Origin of the sequence: Microbacterium telephonicum, assembly GCF_003651225.1 — a bacterium.
In the GTDB taxonomy this organism is placed as follows: domain Bacteria; phylum Actinomycetota; class Actinomycetes; order Actinomycetales; family Microbacteriaceae; genus Microbacterium; species Microbacterium telephonicum.
On sequence record NZ_RCDB01000001.1, the window covers coordinates 964021 to 979593 of the forward strand.

The window sequence follows — 15573 nt, forward strand, 5'->3', positions numbered from 1 at the left end:
GCGGGTAGGGTGGCTCCCGTGACCGAGCCCGCCGCATCCATCGCCACCCCTTACGAGGACCTGCTGCGCGAGGTGCTCGAGCACGGCGTGCACAAGGACGACCGCACCGGCACCGGCACGACGAGCGTCTTCGGCCGCCAGATCCGGTTCGATCTCGCCGAAGGCTTCCCGCTCGTGACGACCAAACGGGTGCACATGAAGTCGATCGTCTACGAACTGCTGTGGTTCCTGCGCGGCGAGTCCAACGTCGGCTGGCTGCGGGAGCACGGCGTCACCATCTGGGACGAGTGGGCCGACGGTGACGGCGAGCTCGGCCCCGTGTACGGCGTGCAGTGGCGGTCGTGGCCGACCCCCGACGGCGGGCAGATCGACCAGATCGCACAGGTGATCGAGCAGATCCGTGACAACCCCGACTCGAGGCGCCTCATCGTGTCGGCGTGGAACCCCGCCGACATCCCCGACATGGCCCTGGCGCCCTGCCACGCGCTGTTCCAGTTCTACGTCGCCGACGGCAAGCTGTCCTGCCAGCTCTATCAGCGCAGCGCCGACATGTTCCTCGGGGTGCCGTTCAACATCGCCAGCTACGCGCTGCTGACGCTCATGATCGCGCAGCAGACGGGCCTCGAACCCGGTGAGTTCGTGTGGACAGGCGGCGACTGCCACATCTACGACAACCACCTCGAGCAGGTGCGCGAGCAGCTCTCCCGCGACGCCTACGCCGCCCCGCGACTCACGTTCGCGCGCACGCCCGCCTCGATCTTCGACTACACGTACGACGACGTCGTCGTCGAGGACTACCGGCACCACCCCGCCATCCGCGGCGCGGTCGCGGTATGACCCGACTCGGTCTCATCTGGGCCGAGGCGCGGGACCGCGTCATCGGCGCCGACGGCACGATGCCGTGGCACGTCCCCGAAGACCTCGCCCACTTCCGCGCTGTCACGATGGGCGCCCCCGTCGTGATGGGACGGCGCACCTGGGAGTCGTTCCCCGACCGGTTCCGGCCGTTGCCGGGGCGGCGCAACATCGTCGTGAGCCGCACGCCCGACTGGGCCGCGGACGGCGCCGAGCACGCCGCCTCGCTGGATGCCGCACTCGCCGTCGCCGGCGACGCGACCGAGGTGTGGGTGATCGGCGGCGGCACCCTGTACGCCGAGGCGATCGGTCGTGCCGACGTGCTCGAGGTGACCGAGCTGGATCTCGAAGTGGACGGCGACACCCGCGCGCCCGAGCGGCCCGGCTGGTCGGTCGTCGCGGCATCCGACTGGGCGGTGTCGCGCACCGGCATCCGCCACCGTTTCACCACCCTGCGCCGCGACTGAGCGCGCCCGACTGGAGGTCCGCATGCCCATCGCCCTCGTCACCGGAGCGAGCTCGGGCCTCGGCGCCGAATTCGCCCGGCAGCTCGCCGCCCGCGGCGCCGATCTGGTGCTCGTCGCGCGGGACCGCGGTGCGCTCGAGGCGCTCGCCGAGCCCCTGCGCGCGCGGCACGGGGTCGACGTCGAGGTGCTCGTCGCCGACCTCGTCGATTCCGCGGGCCTGGATGCCGTCGCCGCGCGTGTCGCCGACCCGGCGCGACCGGTCGGGATCCTGGTGAACAACGCCGGCTTCGGGCTGCCGCTGGCCTTCGAGCAGAACACGGTCGCCGACGAGGAACGGCACCTCGACCTGCACGTGCGGGCGACGATGCGCCTGTCGCACGCCGCGCTCGGCGCCATGCTGCCGCGCGGGCGCGGCCGCATCCTCAACGTCGCCTCGGTGGCCGCGTTCCTGCCGCGCGGGACGTACTGCGCCGTGAAGGCCTGGGTCGTCTCGTTCAGCCGCTGGGCGAACGCGACCTACGCCCCGCGCGGGGTCACCGTCACGGCGGTGTGCCCCGGCTTCACGCACACCGACTTCCACGCGCGCATGGGCCTCGCGCCCGGGCGGGAGGGCATCCCCGGCCCGATGTGGCTCGACGCGGCGGACGTCGTGCGCGAGGCGCTCCGCGACGCCGCACGCGGGCGTGCCGTCTCGATCCCGTCGCTGCGCTACAAGGCGCTCATCGCCGCCGCCCGCATCCTGCCGACCCCGCTCGTCGCGCGCCTGGCCGCCACCGGACGTTGAGCGCGCCGACCCGGCGTGCGCTCGAACGCACGGGGCCGAGACGATCGCGCGCCGCTCGGTGAGGCGTGACCCGATAGCCTGAGAGCATGACGCACACGAGCAACCCCTTCGGACAGGTTCTCGTCGCGCTCGTCACTCCGATGACGGCCGACGGCGAGGTCGACTGGCCCGCCGTCGAGAAGCACATCGACGACGTCATCACCGCCGGCGCCGACGGCATCGTCGTCACCGGCACCACCGGCGAGACCAGCACCCTCACCGACCCCGAGAAGCTCAAGCTCGTCGAGGTCGGCAAGTCGGTGTCGGCCGGCCGCGCGAAGATCATCACCGGCGGCGGCTCCAACGAGACCGCCCACGCCATCGAGCTCTACAAGGCGAGCGAGAAGGCCGGTGCCGACGGCATCATGATCGTGACGCCGTACTACAACAAGCCCACGCAGGCGGGCATCCTCACGCACTTCCGCCTCGTCGCCGACGCCACCGACCTGCCGGTCATCCTCTACGACATCCCCGGCCGCACCGGCGTGCCGATCAAGTACGAGACGATCCTGCGCCTGGCCAAGCACCCGAACATCCTCGCGGTGAAAGACGCCAAGGGCGACTTCAGCGAGGTCAGCCGCGTACTGAACCAGACCGACCTGATGTACTTCTCCGGCGACGACGCCAACGCGCTGCCGCACATGGCCATCGGGGCGACGGGACTCATCGGCGTCACGGCGAACATCGCGCCCGCGCCGTACCGCACGATCGTCGACGCCGTGAACGCCGGCGACCTCGCCACCGCGACCGCCGCGCACCAGCAGCTCGAGCCGCTCGTGCGCGCCGTCATGACGCACGTCCCCGGCACGGTCGCGGCGAAGTACATCCTCCACGGCCTCGGCCGTATCGGCAGCCCGCGCGTGCGGCTGCCCCTCGTCGGCCCGGAGGAGTGGGAGGCCGCCCTCATCGAAGACGAGCTCGCGCTCGTCAGCGGTGTGCCCGGCGCCGACTTCTCCAACTTCCGACCCGACCGCAACGCCGCCGCGGGCGGTGCCCTGCCCAAGGTGCACGGCACGACCCGCTGACACCTCGCGGATGCCGGCATCCGCATGACAGCTGAACAAAGAACGGATGCCGCGGGCATCCGCCAGGAGGCAGACATGCCCACGACCGTCTACGAACCCGCCGAACTCGCCCCCGGCACCCTGCGGGTGACCCCGCTCGGCGGCCTCGGCGAGGTCGGCCGCAACATGACCGTGTTCGAGTACGAGGGCAAGCTCCTCGTGGTCGACTGCGGTGTGCTGTTCCCCGAGGAGCACCAGCCCGGCGTCGACCTGATCCTGCCCGACTTCGAGCCGATCAAGTCGCGCCTGGACGACGTCGTCGGCGTCGTGCTCACCCACGGTCACGAGGACCACATCGGCGCGGTGCCGTACCTGCTCAAGCTCAAGGGCGACATCCCTCTGATCGGATCGCAGCTGACCCTCGCGCTGGTCGAGGCGAAGCTGAAGGAGCACCGCATCCGCCCCTTCAGCCTCACCGTCGCGGAGGGCCAGCAGGAGAAGGTCGGCCCGTTCGACCTCGAGTTCATCGCGGTGAACCACTCCATCCCCGACGCCCTCGCCGTCGCGATCACCACGCCGGCCGGACGGGCGCTGGCCACCGGTGACTTCAAGATGGACCAGCTGCCGCTCGACGGCCGCATCACCGATCTCCGCGCCTTCGCGAGGCTGGGGGAGGAGGGCGTCGACCTCTTCCTCGTCGACTCGACCAACGCCGACGTCCCCGGCTTCACGCCGCTCGAGCGCGCCATCGGTCCGGTGCTCGACCAGGTGATCGGCAAGGCGCCGCGACGCGTCATCGTCGCGAGCTTCTCCAGTCACGTCCACCGCGTGCAGCAGGTGATCGACGCCGCGCACGCGCACGGCCGGCGTCTCGCGTTCCTCGGACGCTCGATGGTGCGCAACATGACGATCGCCGAGCAGTTGGGCTACCTCAACGTGCCCGAGGGCGTGCTCATCGACTACAAGAAGGCCAAGGACCTCCCCGACGACAAGATCGTCTACATGTCCACGGGCTCCCAGGGCGAGCCGATGGCGGTGCTCTCGCGCATGGCCAACCTCGACCACGCCATCGAGCCCGGACCCGGCGACACCGTCATCCTCGCCTCCAGCCTCATCCCCGGCAACGAGAACGCCGTCTACCGCGTGATCGACGGGCTGACCAAGCTCGGCGCGAACGTGGTGCACAAGGGCAACGCGAAGGTGCACGTGTCGGGCCACGCCGCCGCCGGCGAACTGCTCTACTGCTACAACATCCTGAAGCCCCGCAACGTGCTGCCCGTGCACGGCGAGTACCGGCATCTCATCGCCAACGCGAAGCTCGCGCAGGACACCGGCATCCTCGAGGAGAACACGATCATCGCCGAGAACGGCACCGTGATCGACCTCAAGGACGGCACCGCGACCGTCGTCGGCCAGCTCGACCTCGGGTTCGTCTACGTCGACGGCTCCACCGTCGGCGAGATCACGGATGCCGACCTCAAGGACCGCCGCATCCTCGGCGAGGAGGGCTTCATCTCGGTGATCGTGGTCGTCGACTCCTCGACCGGTCGCATCATCACCGGCCCGGAGATCCACGCGCGCGGCTTCGCGGAGTCGGACGACGTGTTCGACGCGGTCAAGCCGAAGATCGCCGCGGCGCTGGCCGAGGCAGCCGGCAACGGGGTGCGCGACAACCATGCGCTCTCGCAGGTCGTGCGCCGCACGATCGGCCGCTGGGTCAACCAGTCGCTGCGCCGTCGCCCCATGATCGTGCCGCTGGTGATCGAGGCCTGACCTCCGCCGCTACGATCGGGCCATGCCCGCGAACTTCTCGCTCCGCCCGGCCGTGCAGGCCGACGGTGCGTTCCTGGGCGACATGGTCGTCGAGGCGGCGAACTGGCGGCAGGGCGGTGCGCGTCCGAAGCACCAGGTGATGACGAATCCCGACCACGCGCGGTACGTCTCGGGTTGGATGCGCCCGGGTGACGCCGGGTTCGTCGCGGTCGACTCGCAGGGCGAGCCGGTCGGCGCCGCGTGGTATCGGATGCTGCCGCGCACCGACCCGGGCTTCGGCTACGTCGGAACCGGGGTGCCGGAGCTCATCATCGGCGTCCGTCCGATCTGGCGGGCGCACGGTGTGGGCCGGGCCCTCCTGCAGCAGCTGTGCGGCCACGCCCGGGCGCAGGGGTTCGCGCGCATCAGCCTGTCGGTGGAGCGCGGGAACTTCGCGCAGACCCTGTACCGCAGCGAGGGCTTCGCGGTGACGCAGGCCGGGCACGGCCGCGACACGATGGTCAAGCGCCTGCGCTGACGCGGCCCGGTCGGCGTGCGGATCCGGCCGCGCAGCCGCGTCGATCCGCGGAAATGTCGCCCCTTCCGCCTACCGTGGAGGAATGGCCAGGAGCACGACCTCAGGATCTCGCACGCCCGCGAAGCCGTCGTCGTCGCGCGCGAAGAAGCCGGAGCCGGCACCGAAGCGCTACGTCGACGACGTCGACAAGCCTCCCGTGGTCGTGCGGATGTGGCTCGGCCTGGCGCACGTCACCGGCGGCATGTTCCGCGCGTTCGGCCCCGAGACGCTCGAGAAGGAGCAGCGTCGCGACGGCTTCCCGTTCCTGCTCGTGCTGCTCGCGGTCGCGGGCGCCGTCATCGAGTGGTTCCTCATCGGCACCGAGGTCGGCACGACCGTCAGCGCCTACACGGTGGGCATGCTCCTCGGGCGCGAGGCGTTCATCCTGCCGGTGCTGCTGCTGATCCTCGCCGGCTGGCTGTTCCGGCATCCGTCCTCCGTCCACGACAACGGTCGTATCGGCATCGGGTTCGGGCTGCTGATCCTCACGATCGCGGGCTTCTGCCACATCGGCGGCGGCCGCCCGCAGCCCAAGGACGGCCTGCCCGCGCTCAGCGAGGCCGGCGGGCTGTTCGGTTGGATGGTCGGCGAACCGCTCACGATCCTCACCGACATCGGCGCGGGGATCGTGCTGGCCCTGCTCGCGATCCTCAGCGTGCTCATCATCACCAAGACGCCGCCGAACCGCATCGGCCGCCGCCTCGGCGACCTCTACGCCTGGATGTTCGGAGCCGAGCGACCCGAGAGGGACGCCGACGGGGTCGCCTTCACGCGCGGCGGGAAGGATGCGGGCGCCGCCGACGACGAGAAGGACGGCGACAAGCTGCCCTGGTGGCGGCGCAACGCATCGGGCCGGGAGGACGACGCCGACGGGCACCTCGGCAGCGACGACCTCACCGCGCTGCTGGACGCCTCCGGCCAGGGCGGCTTCGACCAGGTCGTCGAGGCCCCGCCGGTGCCGCCGCTCCCCGACGCACCCACCGAGATCATCGACCCCGCAATCGTCGAGAGTGTCCGCAAGGGCGGACGCCGCGCGGCGACCGACCTGCGCGACGACGACGCGACCGAGACGATCGAGGACGACGGCCTGCTCCCGGGGCTGACCGGACTCGGCGCCGCCCACGAGGGTCACGCGCCGTCGGCGCCGTACCGGCTGCCGTCCGTCGGCGCGCTGGCGGCGGGAACCCCGCCGAAGGCGCGGTCCGAGGCCAACGACGCGATCGTGCGCGCCATCATGGGCGTCTTCGAGCAGTTCAACGTCGACGCGCGCGTCACCGGCTTCAGCCGGGGCCCGACGGTCACGCAGTACGAGATCGAGGTCGGCCCGGGCACCAAGGTCGAGAAGATCACGGCGCTCACGAACAACATCGCGTACGCCGTCGCCTCCAACGAGGTGCGCATCCTCGCGCCCATCCCCGGCAAGAGCGCGATCGGCGTCGAGATCCCCAACACCGACCGCGAGATCGTCACCCTCGGCGACGTGCTCCGCTCGCAGGCGGCCACGAGCCAGACCCACCCGATGACGATCGGCGTGGGCAAGGACGTCGGCGGCGGCTTCGTCGTGGCGAACCTCGCGAAGATGCCCCACCTGCTCGTGGCCGGTTCCACCGGTTCGGGCAAGTCGAGCTTCGTGAACTCGATGATCACGAGTCTGCTCATGCGCGCGAAGCCCAGTGAGGTGCGCATGGTGCTCATCGACCCCAAGCGGGTCGAACTCACCAGCTACGCCGGCGTCCCGCACCTGATCACGCCCATCATCACGAACCCCAAGAAAGCCGCCGAAGCGCTGCAGTGGGTCGTGAAGGAGATGGACATGCGCTACGACGACCTCGCGTCGTTCGGGTTCCGTCACATCGACGACTTCAACCGCGCGGTCGTGGCGGGCGACATCCAGCTGCCGGCGGGCAGCGAGCGCGTGCTCAAGCCCTACCCGTACCTCCTCGTCGTCGTCGACGAGCTCGCCGACCTCATGATGGTCGCCCCGCGCGACGTCGAGGACTCGATCGTGCGCATCACCCAGCTCGCCCGAGCCTCCGGCATCCACCTGGTGCTCGCGACCCAGCGTCCCTCGGTCGACGTCGTCACCGGTCTCATCAAGGCCAACGTGCCGTCGCGCCTCGCGTTCGCGGTCACGAGCGTCACCGACTCGCGCGTCATCCTCGACCAGCCCGGGGCCGACCGGCTCATCGGGCAGGGCGACGGGCTGTTCCTTCCGATGGGCGCCTCGAAGGCGCTGCGCGTGCAGGGTGCGTGGGTCGCCGAGAGCGAGATCGAGAAGGTCGTCGCGCACGTCAAGGACCAGGCCCGCCCCGAGTACCGCAAGGACGTCGAGGCCGTCGCCGAGAAGAAGGAGATCGACGCCGACATCGGCGACGACCTCGAACTGCTGCTCGCGGCCGCCGAGCAGATCATCTCGACGCAGTTCGGCTCCACCTCCATGCTGCAGCGCAAGCTCCGCGTCGGCTTCGCGAAGGCCGGGCGCCTCATGGACCTGCTCGAGTCGCGCGAGATCGTCGGCCCGTCCGAGGGATCGAAGGCCCGCGACGTGCTCGTGACCCCCGACGACCTGCCCGTGGTGCTCGCGAGGCTGCGCGGGGAGGACCCGCCCGCGTCGGGCGGCGGGGCTGCGCAGCCCTCCGACGACCCGTACGGCCCGGATGCGGTCGCATCGCAGTACGAGGGCTACGAGGTCGTCGACGGCGACGAGTCCGAAGACGCGTGGGGCCTCACCGGGCGCGACTAGAGTCTCAGCGTGACCATCCCGCGGCAGCTGCCCAACGCGATCACGATCGTGCGCATCCTGTGCGCACCGGTCTTCCTGTGGATGCTGCTGGCCGATGCCGGCCACGACGGCTCCCTGCGGTGGTGGGCGGCCGTGCTGTTCATCGTCGCGATCGCGACCGACGGCATCGACGGGTACCTCGCGCGGAAGTACGAGATCGTCACCGACCTCGGCAAGCTGCTCGACCCGATCGCCGACAAGGCCCTGACCGGTTGCGCCTTCGTCGGCCTGTCGATCCTCGCCGAGTTGCCCTGGTGGGTCACGATCATCGTGCTGGTGCGCGAGATCGGGATCACCGTCTACCGCTTCGCCGTCGTGAGCGACCACGTGCTCGCCGCGGCGTGGATGGGCAAGCTCAAGACGGTCGCGCAGGCCGTCGCGCTGTCGCTCGCGCTGCTGCCGCTGTGGACGCTCGTGGGGGAGTGGATCCACGTCGTGAACACCGTGACGATGTGGATCGCCGTGATCCTCACGGTCGCCAGCGGGGTGGACTACGTCGTCTCCGAGGTGCGCGCCGGGCGGAAGAAGCGCGCGGCGTGACCCGGCGTCCCGACCTGCCCGACGACCTCGAGAACACGCTCGTCGCCTCGGGGCCGCGCTCCGACGCCGAGCGTCTCGTCGCCCGGCTCAAAGAGCTCGGCTGGACGATCGGCGTCGCGGAGTCGCTCACCGGCGGCCTCGTCGCGGCCGGGCTCGTCGCGGTGTCGGGAGCATCCGCCGTCGTCCGCGGCGGGATCGTCGCCTACGCGACCGATGTGAAGCAGTCGCTCCTGGGTGTCGACGCGACGCTGCTGGCCGCGCACGGTCCCGTGCATCCCCGTGTCGCGCGCCAGATGGCGGAGGGTGTTCGTCGCAGCCTCGGGCGCGGCGACGACCTCGTCGACGTCGGCCTCGCGACGACGGGCATCGCGGGTCCGCTCTCGCCCGACGGTCAGCCGGTCGGCACGGTGCACCTCGCCGTCTCCACGCCGCTCGGCTCGCGGGTCGACTCGCTCGAGCTCCACGGCGGCCGCGACCGGATCCGGGCGGAGGCGACCGCGCTGGCGCTGCGGCTGGCGCTGGACGCGCTGTGACACCCCCGCGGGTCACGGTGTGACATGCCCGCAGGGCGGGGTGTGACTTACCCGCGTGGCACGGTGGGAATGCGCGGTGTTACCGCACGGTTACACCTCAGCGATTCCCATGCCGCATACAGCGGGCGGGGTCTATCGTGACTGGCAAGTGAGGTACTGTGGTCCACCCGGGGACCGCAGGGGCATCAAGAGGAGGGGGCGCACCATGATCCTGGTTCGTGAAGAGATCGGCGACGTGCTGCGAGACCTCCGTCTGCAGAAGGGCAAGACCCTCCGCCAGGTCGCGGGTCGCGCGAGCGTCGCACTCGGTTACCTCAGCGAGGTCGAGCGCGGTCAGAAGGAAGCCTCCAGCGAGATCCTCGCCGCCGTGGCCGACGCCCTCGACGTTCCCATCTCGACGATCATGCGCGAGGTCGGCGACCGCATCTCGGTCATGGAGGGTCTGCAGACCTTCCCGGATGTCGTCCCCGACGACCTCGCCTCGCTCGAGGGCGTGCGGCCCGAACTGTCGCTGCGCTGATCCCACCGGTATGAGGCTCAGCGAGCTCCGGCGCGCCGTCGACGCCGAATTCGGCGCCCGCGGCGCGTCTCTCGTCGAGGACCTCGTGCTCGCGCCACTGGGAAACCGCACCCCCGCGCAGGCGCTCGCGGCGGGTGTCGACCCGCGCGAGGTGTGGCTCGCACTCTGCGACGAGACCGACGTCCCCGAACCGCGTCGTCACGGCGTCGGGCGGCTCGAACCGCGCCGCTGATGCGCGATCGCGGCGTGTCGCCGCATCGAAACTTCGTTCGATACGCGTAGTCTCCTTCACAAGCGGTGTCGCGAACGCGTCATCCACAGAACGACCGGGTCCGGTCCGTCGACGACGTCGATGTCGGAACCCCTTCGTACCGTGGGTGGCGTCGCAAGACACCCACTGCCTTGTCGCAGCATCCGAACCGTCGGGGAGGAGCGCGACAGCCTACAGGCGACCGAGATGCGACCACGAAGGAGCACGTCATGCCATCACCCGCAGACCGCGAGAAGGCCCTCGAATCGGCCCTCGCCCAGATCGACCGTCAGTTCGGGAAGGGCTCGGTGATGCGCCTCGGCAGCGACGAGCGCGCGCCCGTCGAGGTCGTGCCCACCGGCTCCATCGCCCTCGACGTCGCGCTCGGCATCGGCGGTCTTCCCCGCGGCCGCATCATCGAGATCTACGGCCCGGAGTCGTCGGGTAAGACGACGCTGACCCTGCACGCGATCGCCAACGTGCAGCGTGCCGGCGGCATCGCGGCGTTCATCGACGCCGAGCACGCCCTCGACCCCGACTACGCGCAGAAGCTCGGCGTCGACATCGACCAGCTGCTCGTCTCGCAGCCCGACACCGGTGAGCAGGCGCTCGAGATCGCCGACATGCTCGTGCGCTCGGGCGCGATCGACCTCGTCGTCATCGACTCCGTCGCCGCCCTCGTGCCCAAGGCCGAGATCGAGGGCGAGATGGGCGACTCGCACGTCGGTCTGCAGGCGCGCCTCATGTCGCAGGCGCTGCGCAAGCTCACCGGTGGGCTCAACCAGACCAACACGACGATGATCTTCATCAACCAGCTGCGCGAGAAGATCGGCGTGTTCTTCGGGTCGCCCGAGACCACCGCCGGTGGCAAGGCGCTGAAGTTCTACGCGTCGGTGCGTCTCGACATCCGCCGCATCGAGACCCTCAAGGACGGCTCCGACGCGGTCGGCAACCGCACGCGCGTCAAGGTCGTGAAGAACAAGATGGCGCCGCCGTTCAAGCAGGCCGAGTTCGACATCCTCTACGGTGTCGGCATCTCCCGCGAAGGGTCGCTCATCGACTTCGGCGTCGAGCACGCCATCGTCAAGAAGTCGGGCGCGTGGTATACCTACGACGGCGAGCAGCTCGGCCAGGGCAAGGAGAACGCCCGCAACTTCCTCCTCAAGAACGCGGACATCGCGGCCGAGATCGAGACGAAGATCAAGCAGAAGCTCGGCATCGGCCAGCCGCGCGGCGCTGAGGCGCCCGCCGCCGACGAGCTGGCGGCCCGCCGCCCGGCGTGATGTCTCCGACGGAGCGAGACGGGGGCGAGGAGAGCCTCGCCCCCGTCATCCCGATCTTCGGCGCGCGGGCACCGCACGATCGTCCGGCGTCGGAGGCGGCTCGCGCGCCGCGCGACGGGGAGTCGACGCAGACGTGGCACGCGAGCTGGGTCGACGAGGCGCCCGCCGCGGGGGACGCCGCGACGGCCCGGGCGCGCGACGAAGCGGAGCGCGTGCTCGTACGCAAGCTGCGGGGGCGCTCACTTTCCGAACGGGAAGCCCGCCGGCTCGCCGCCGACCAGGGACTCGAGGCGGAGGACGTCGAGGTGCTCATCGATCGTTTCCTCCGGCTCGGCTACCTCGACGACGCACGCCTCGCCGAGCAGCTCGTGCACACGGGCGTCGAGCGCAAATCGCAGGGGCGCGGCGCGCTCGCGCAGACGCTCACCCAGCGCGGCATCCCGCGCGAGATCGTGCAGGCGGCACTCGACGACCTCCCCGACGACGAGGGCGAGCGGGCGCTCGAGGTCGCGCGCGCGAAAGTGCGCTCGGTGCGCGGGCTCGAGCGCGACGTCGCCATCCGCCGGCTCGCCGGCCAGCTCGCACGGCGGGGTTACGGGGCGCAGGCGCTCGAGGCCGCGCGCCGTGCCGTCGACGAGGCGGGGCCGTCCGGAGCCTCCGGCGGACGCTCGGGGGTGCGCTTCACCTGACGGTGGTCGCGCCTTCCGTCGACGCGGCGCGGTCTGTCAGACTCGGCGGACGACGTCCCCGGTGGTCGGAGGAGTGCGATGGCGATCGAGGTCCACGGACTGGTCAAGTCCTACAAGGCGGTGCGCGCCGTCGACGGCATCGACGTCCACGTCGCCGACGGCGAGATCTTCGCCTTCCTCGGCTCCAACGGCGCCGGCAAGTCCACGACGATCGGCTGTCTCACGACCCTGCTGCGGCCCGATGCGGGCTCCCTGCAGGTGGCGGGCGCCGACGTGCTGCGCGACCCGGATCACGTGCGCCGCGCGATCGGCGTGGTCTTCCAGCAGTCGCTGATGGACGACATGCTCACCGTGCGGGAGAACCTCCGGCTGCGCGCAGGGCTGTCCGGAGTCGCCCGCGCGGCGTTCGCAGCGCGTCTGACCGAGCTGTCCGACCTGATCGAGCTCGACGAGTTCCTCGACCGCCCCTACGGGCGACTGTCGGGCGGGCAGCGCCGCCGCGCCGACATCGCCCGCGCGCTGCTGCACCGGCCCCGGATCCTCTTCCTCGACGAGCCCACCGCGGGGCTCGACCCCGCCAGCCGTGCCGCCGTGTGGTCGGCCGTCGACCGATTGCGCGTCGAGCACGGTCTCACCGTGTTCGTGACGACCCACTACATGGAAGAGACCGAAGAAGCCGACCACGTCTGCATCATCGACTCCGGCCGCATCGTCGCCGAGGGCACGCCGGCGGCGCTGCGCGCCCGGTACAGCTCCAGCGTGCTCACCGTCGACTCCGCCGACGCGCCGCAGCTGCTCGCCCTCGCCCCGGCCGCGCGCCGCGAGGGGGAGCGGGTGGTCATCCCCGTCGCCGACGCCGCCGAGGCGCTCCGGCTGCTCGAGACCCACCGCGGCAGCATCCGCGACTTCGAGTTCCGCCATGGCCGCATGGACGACGTGTTCCTCGCACTCACCGGCCGCAGCGACCCGGCAGCCGACCCCGCCGTCACGCCGACCGGATCGGGGGAGGCCGCGTGAGGGTCGTCGCGGGCCTCGTCGGTCGCAATCTGCGGCTGTTCTTCCGCGACCGCCTCAACGTCTTCTTCTCGATGCTGAGCGGTCTCATCCTGTTCTTCCTCTACACGCTGTTCCTCGCGCGGCTGCAGGTCGACGGACTCGCCGAGACGCTGCCGCAGGCGTCGCCGTCCGACATCGAGGCGTTCGTGGCGAGCTGGATGCTGTCGGGCATCGTGCTGCTGACGACCGTCACGGCGGGAATCGGTGCGCTCTCCTCGCTCGTCGACGACCGTGCCACCGGCCGCTTCGCCGACTTCCTGGTCGCGCCGATCCGGCGCACCCACCTCGTGCTCGGCTATCTCCTGTCGGCGATCGCCGTCGCCGTGATCATGTCGACGATCATCCTCGTCCTCACCGTGCTCTACCTCGGGTTCGTGCACGGCACCTGGATCGCGCCCGTCGACATCCTCGCCGCCCTCGCCGCGATGCTGCTGTGCTGCGCCGCCTTCACCGCCCTCGCGGCGTTCGGCGCCTCCTTCCTTCGGACGGCGGGGGCTTACTCCGCCTTCGCGACCGTCGTCGGCACGATCCTCGGCTTCGTCGCCGGTGCCTACATCCCGGTCGGGTCCCTCCCGCCGGGCGTGGCCTCGACGATCAACGCGCTGCCGTTCGCCCAAGGGGCGATGCTGATGCGCCGACCCTTCACGCACGAGACGCTCGCCGCGGTCTCCGGAGGGGTGCCGCAGGCAGAGTCGTCGCTGGCCACGTTCTACGGTGTCGATATCTTCGTCGGCGACGCACAGGTGAGCGGCTGGGTCGCCGTGCTCGTGCTCGCCGTGATGGCCGTCGGATTCACCGCGCTCGCCGCCGGACGCGTCCGCTCACTCCTGCGCTGACGCCGCCGCCCGGCTCGGCCCCAGCGGTCGAATCGTAGAATGAGGGCACTATGACCACGCCTTCGTCGCTTCCCACGCTGATCGCGCCGTCGCCCGCGGCCGTGGCCGACGGCGGCCGCGCGCGCACCTACGAGGTGCGCACGTTCGGCTGCCAGATGAACGTGCACGACTCCGAGCGCCTGTCCGGTTCGCTCGAGTCGGCCGGGTACGTCCCCGTCGACGAGGGCGGCGAGGCGGATGTCGTCGTCATCAACACCTGCGCCGTCCGCGACAATGCCGCGGGCAAGCTCTACGGCACGCTCGGCCACCTGAAGTCCCGCAAGGACAAGCGCGAGGGCATGCAGATCGCCGTCGGCGGCTGTCTCGCGCAGATGGACAAGGACGCCGTGCAGCAGAAGGCCCCGTGGGTCGACGTGGTCTTCGGCACCCACAACATGGGGTCGCTGCCGAGCCTGCTCGAGCGCGCGCGGCACAACGGCGAGGCCGAACTGGAGATCCTCGAGTCGCTCGAGACGTTCCCCTCCACGCTGCCCACCAAGCGCGACTCGGTGCACAGCGGCTGGGTGTCGATCTCGGTCGGCTGCAACAACACCTGCACCTTCTGCATCGTGCCGCACCTGCGCGGCAAGGAGAAGGACCGCCGCCCCGGCGACATCCTCAGCGAGATCAAGCTGCTCGTCGACGACGGCGCGATCGAGGTCACGCTGCTCGGACAGAACGTCAACAGCTACGGCGTCGAGTTCGGCGACCGCCAGGCGTTCGGCAAGCTGCTGCGCGCCGCGGGGGAGATCGACGGCCTCGAGCGCATCCGCTTCACGAGCCCGCACCCCGCCGCCTTCACCGACGACGTCGTCGATGCGATGGCCGAGACCCCGTCGGTCATGCCGCAGCTGCACATGCCGCTGCAGTCCGGGTCGGACCGCATCCTCAAGGCGATGCGCCGTTCGTACCGAAGCGAGCGCTTCCTCGGCATCCTCGACCGTGTGCGCGAGCGCATCCCGCACGCCGCGATCTCCACCGACATCATCGTCGGCTTCCCCGGCGAGACCGAGGAGGACTTCGAAGACACGATGCGCGTCGTCGAGCAGGCCCGGTTCGCGAGCGCGTTCACCTTCCAGTACTCGATCCGCGAGGGCACTCCCGCGGCCACGATGCCGGATCAGGTGCCGAAGGAGATCGTGCAGGCCCGCTACGAGCGTCTGATCGCGCTGCAGGAGCGCATCAGCCTCGAGGAGAACCAGAAGCAGGTGGGCCGCGCGGTGGAGGTGCTCGTCTCCACAGGCGAGGGGAAGAAGGACGCCGCGACGCACCGTCTCACCGGGCGTGCCCAGGACAACCGTCTCGTCCACTTCGAGGTGCCCTCGGGCTCCGACCTGCCGCGTCCCGGCGATGTCGTCTCGGTCGTCGTCACCCACGCGGCGCCGTTCCACCTTCTCGCCGACAGTGCCGACGGCGCCCCGCTGCGCATCCGACGCACCCGCGCCGGCGACGCGTGGGACCGCTCGCAGGCGGAGTCGTGCGGCGTGCCGTCGCCGGCGGGATCCATGCCGGGCGCCGTCTCGCTCGGCCTGCCCACGCTTCGCCTGACCAGCCGTTGACCGCCGAG

The 15573-nt window shown here is 70.8% G+C and carries 16 protein-coding genes; all 16 read left to right on the plus strand.

The genetic code is table 11. The features are described 5' to 3' along the window. Positions 1-18: 18 nt before the first annotated feature. The 16 genes from C7474_RS04735 to miaB all read left to right on the plus strand — a co-directional run bounded on the left by C7474_RS04735 (position 19) and on the right by miaB (position 15565). Entirely contained in the window at positions 19-837 is an 819-nt protein-coding gene (locus C7474_RS04735) for a thymidylate synthase (RefSeq protein WP_422385776.1), read from the plus strand. Beyond that, entirely contained in the window at positions 834-1322 is a 489-nt protein-coding gene (locus tag C7474_RS04740) for a dihydrofolate reductase (RefSeq protein ID WP_121057760.1), read from the plus strand. Before C7474_RS04735 ends, C7474_RS04740 begins: the two co-directional genes overlap by 4 nt. A gap of 22 nt (positions 1323-1344) precedes the next feature. Beyond that, positions 1345-2106, plus strand: a complete 762-nt coding sequence (locus tag C7474_RS04745; RefSeq protein WP_121057761.1) for an SDR family NAD(P)-dependent oxidoreductase — start codon at positions 1345-1347, stop codon at positions 2104-2106. Between the two features lie 86 nt (positions 2107-2192). Next, positions 2193-3170: a 4-hydroxy-tetrahydrodipicolinate synthase gene (dapA, locus tag C7474_RS04750; RefSeq protein ID WP_121057762.1), complete on the plus strand. Its 978-nt coding sequence runs from the start codon at positions 2193-2195 to the stop codon at positions 3168-3170. 75 nt (positions 3171-3245) lie between these two features. After that, on the plus strand, positions 3246-4922 hold the full coding sequence (locus C7474_RS04755; RefSeq protein ID WP_121057763.1) for a ribonuclease J: 1677 nt from the start codon (positions 3246-3248) through the stop codon (positions 4920-4922). 22 nt (positions 4923-4944) lie between these two features. Beyond that, the gene (locus C7474_RS04760) at positions 4945-5439 is read left to right on the plus strand and encodes a GNAT family N-acetyltransferase (protein ID WP_121057764.1); all 495 of its coding nucleotides are present in this window, start codon (positions 4945-4947) and stop codon (positions 5437-5439) included. Positions 5440-5521: 82 nt separating this feature from the next. Further along, the gene (locus tag C7474_RS04765; RefSeq protein WP_121057765.1) at positions 5522-8221 is read left to right on the plus strand and encodes an FtsK/SpoIIIE family DNA translocase; all 2700 of its coding nucleotides are present in this window, start codon (positions 5522-5524) and stop codon (positions 8219-8221) included. A 9-nt stretch (positions 8222-8230) separates the two neighbouring features. Further along, positions 8231-8800 carry a CDP-diacylglycerol--glycerol-3-phosphate 3-phosphatidyltransferase gene (gene pgsA / locus C7474_RS04770; RefSeq protein ID WP_121057766.1) on the plus strand — a complete coding sequence of 190 codons (570 nt, stop codon included), beginning with the start codon at positions 8231-8233 and terminating at the stop codon, positions 8798-8800. Next, the gene (locus C7474_RS04775; protein ID WP_121057767.1) at positions 8797-9333 is read left to right on the plus strand and encodes a CinA family protein; all 537 of its coding nucleotides are present in this window, start codon (positions 8797-8799) and stop codon (positions 9331-9333) included. Before pgsA ends, C7474_RS04775 begins: the two co-directional genes overlap by 4 nt. Before the next feature lie 205 nt (positions 9334-9538). Continuing rightward, the gene (locus tag C7474_RS04780) at positions 9539-9853 is read left to right on the plus strand and encodes a helix-turn-helix domain-containing protein (RefSeq protein ID WP_121057768.1); all 315 of its coding nucleotides are present in this window, start codon (positions 9539-9541) and stop codon (positions 9851-9853) included. Between the two features lie 10 nt (positions 9854-9863). Further along, on the plus strand, positions 9864-10085 hold the full coding sequence (locus C7474_RS04785) for a DUF3046 domain-containing protein (protein WP_121057769.1): 222 nt from the start codon (positions 9864-9866) through the stop codon (positions 10083-10085). Positions 10086-10333: 248 nt separating this feature from the next. Further along, positions 10334-11386 carry a recombinase RecA gene (gene recA, locus C7474_RS04790; RefSeq protein ID WP_121057770.1) on the plus strand — a complete coding sequence of 351 codons (1053 nt, stop codon included), beginning with the start codon at positions 10334-10336 and terminating at the stop codon, positions 11384-11386. Further along, positions 11386-12075 carry a regulatory protein RecX gene (locus C7474_RS04795; RefSeq protein WP_121057771.1) on the plus strand — a complete coding sequence of 230 codons (690 nt, stop codon included), beginning with the start codon at positions 11386-11388 and terminating at the stop codon, positions 12073-12075. Before recA ends, C7474_RS04795 begins: the two co-directional genes overlap by 1 nt. A 78-nt stretch (positions 12076-12153) precedes the next feature. After that, positions 12154-13092 carry an ABC transporter ATP-binding protein gene (locus C7474_RS04800; RefSeq protein WP_121057772.1) on the plus strand — a complete coding sequence of 313 codons (939 nt, stop codon included), beginning with the start codon at positions 12154-12156 and terminating at the stop codon, positions 13090-13092. Continuing rightward, the gene (locus C7474_RS04805) at positions 13089-13967 is read left to right on the plus strand and encodes an ABC transporter permease (protein WP_121057773.1); all 879 of its coding nucleotides are present in this window, start codon (positions 13089-13091) and stop codon (positions 13965-13967) included. Before C7474_RS04800 ends, C7474_RS04805 begins: the two co-directional genes overlap by 4 nt. Before the next feature lie 50 nt (positions 13968-14017). Next, positions 14018-15565 (plus strand): tRNA (N6-isopentenyl adenosine(37)-C2)-methylthiotransferase MiaB, encoded by a 1548-nt coding sequence (gene miaB / locus C7474_RS04810; protein ID WP_121057774.1) that lies wholly within the window; start codon positions 14018-14020, stop codon positions 15563-15565. The last annotated feature ends 8 nt before the right edge of the window (positions 15566-15573 follow it).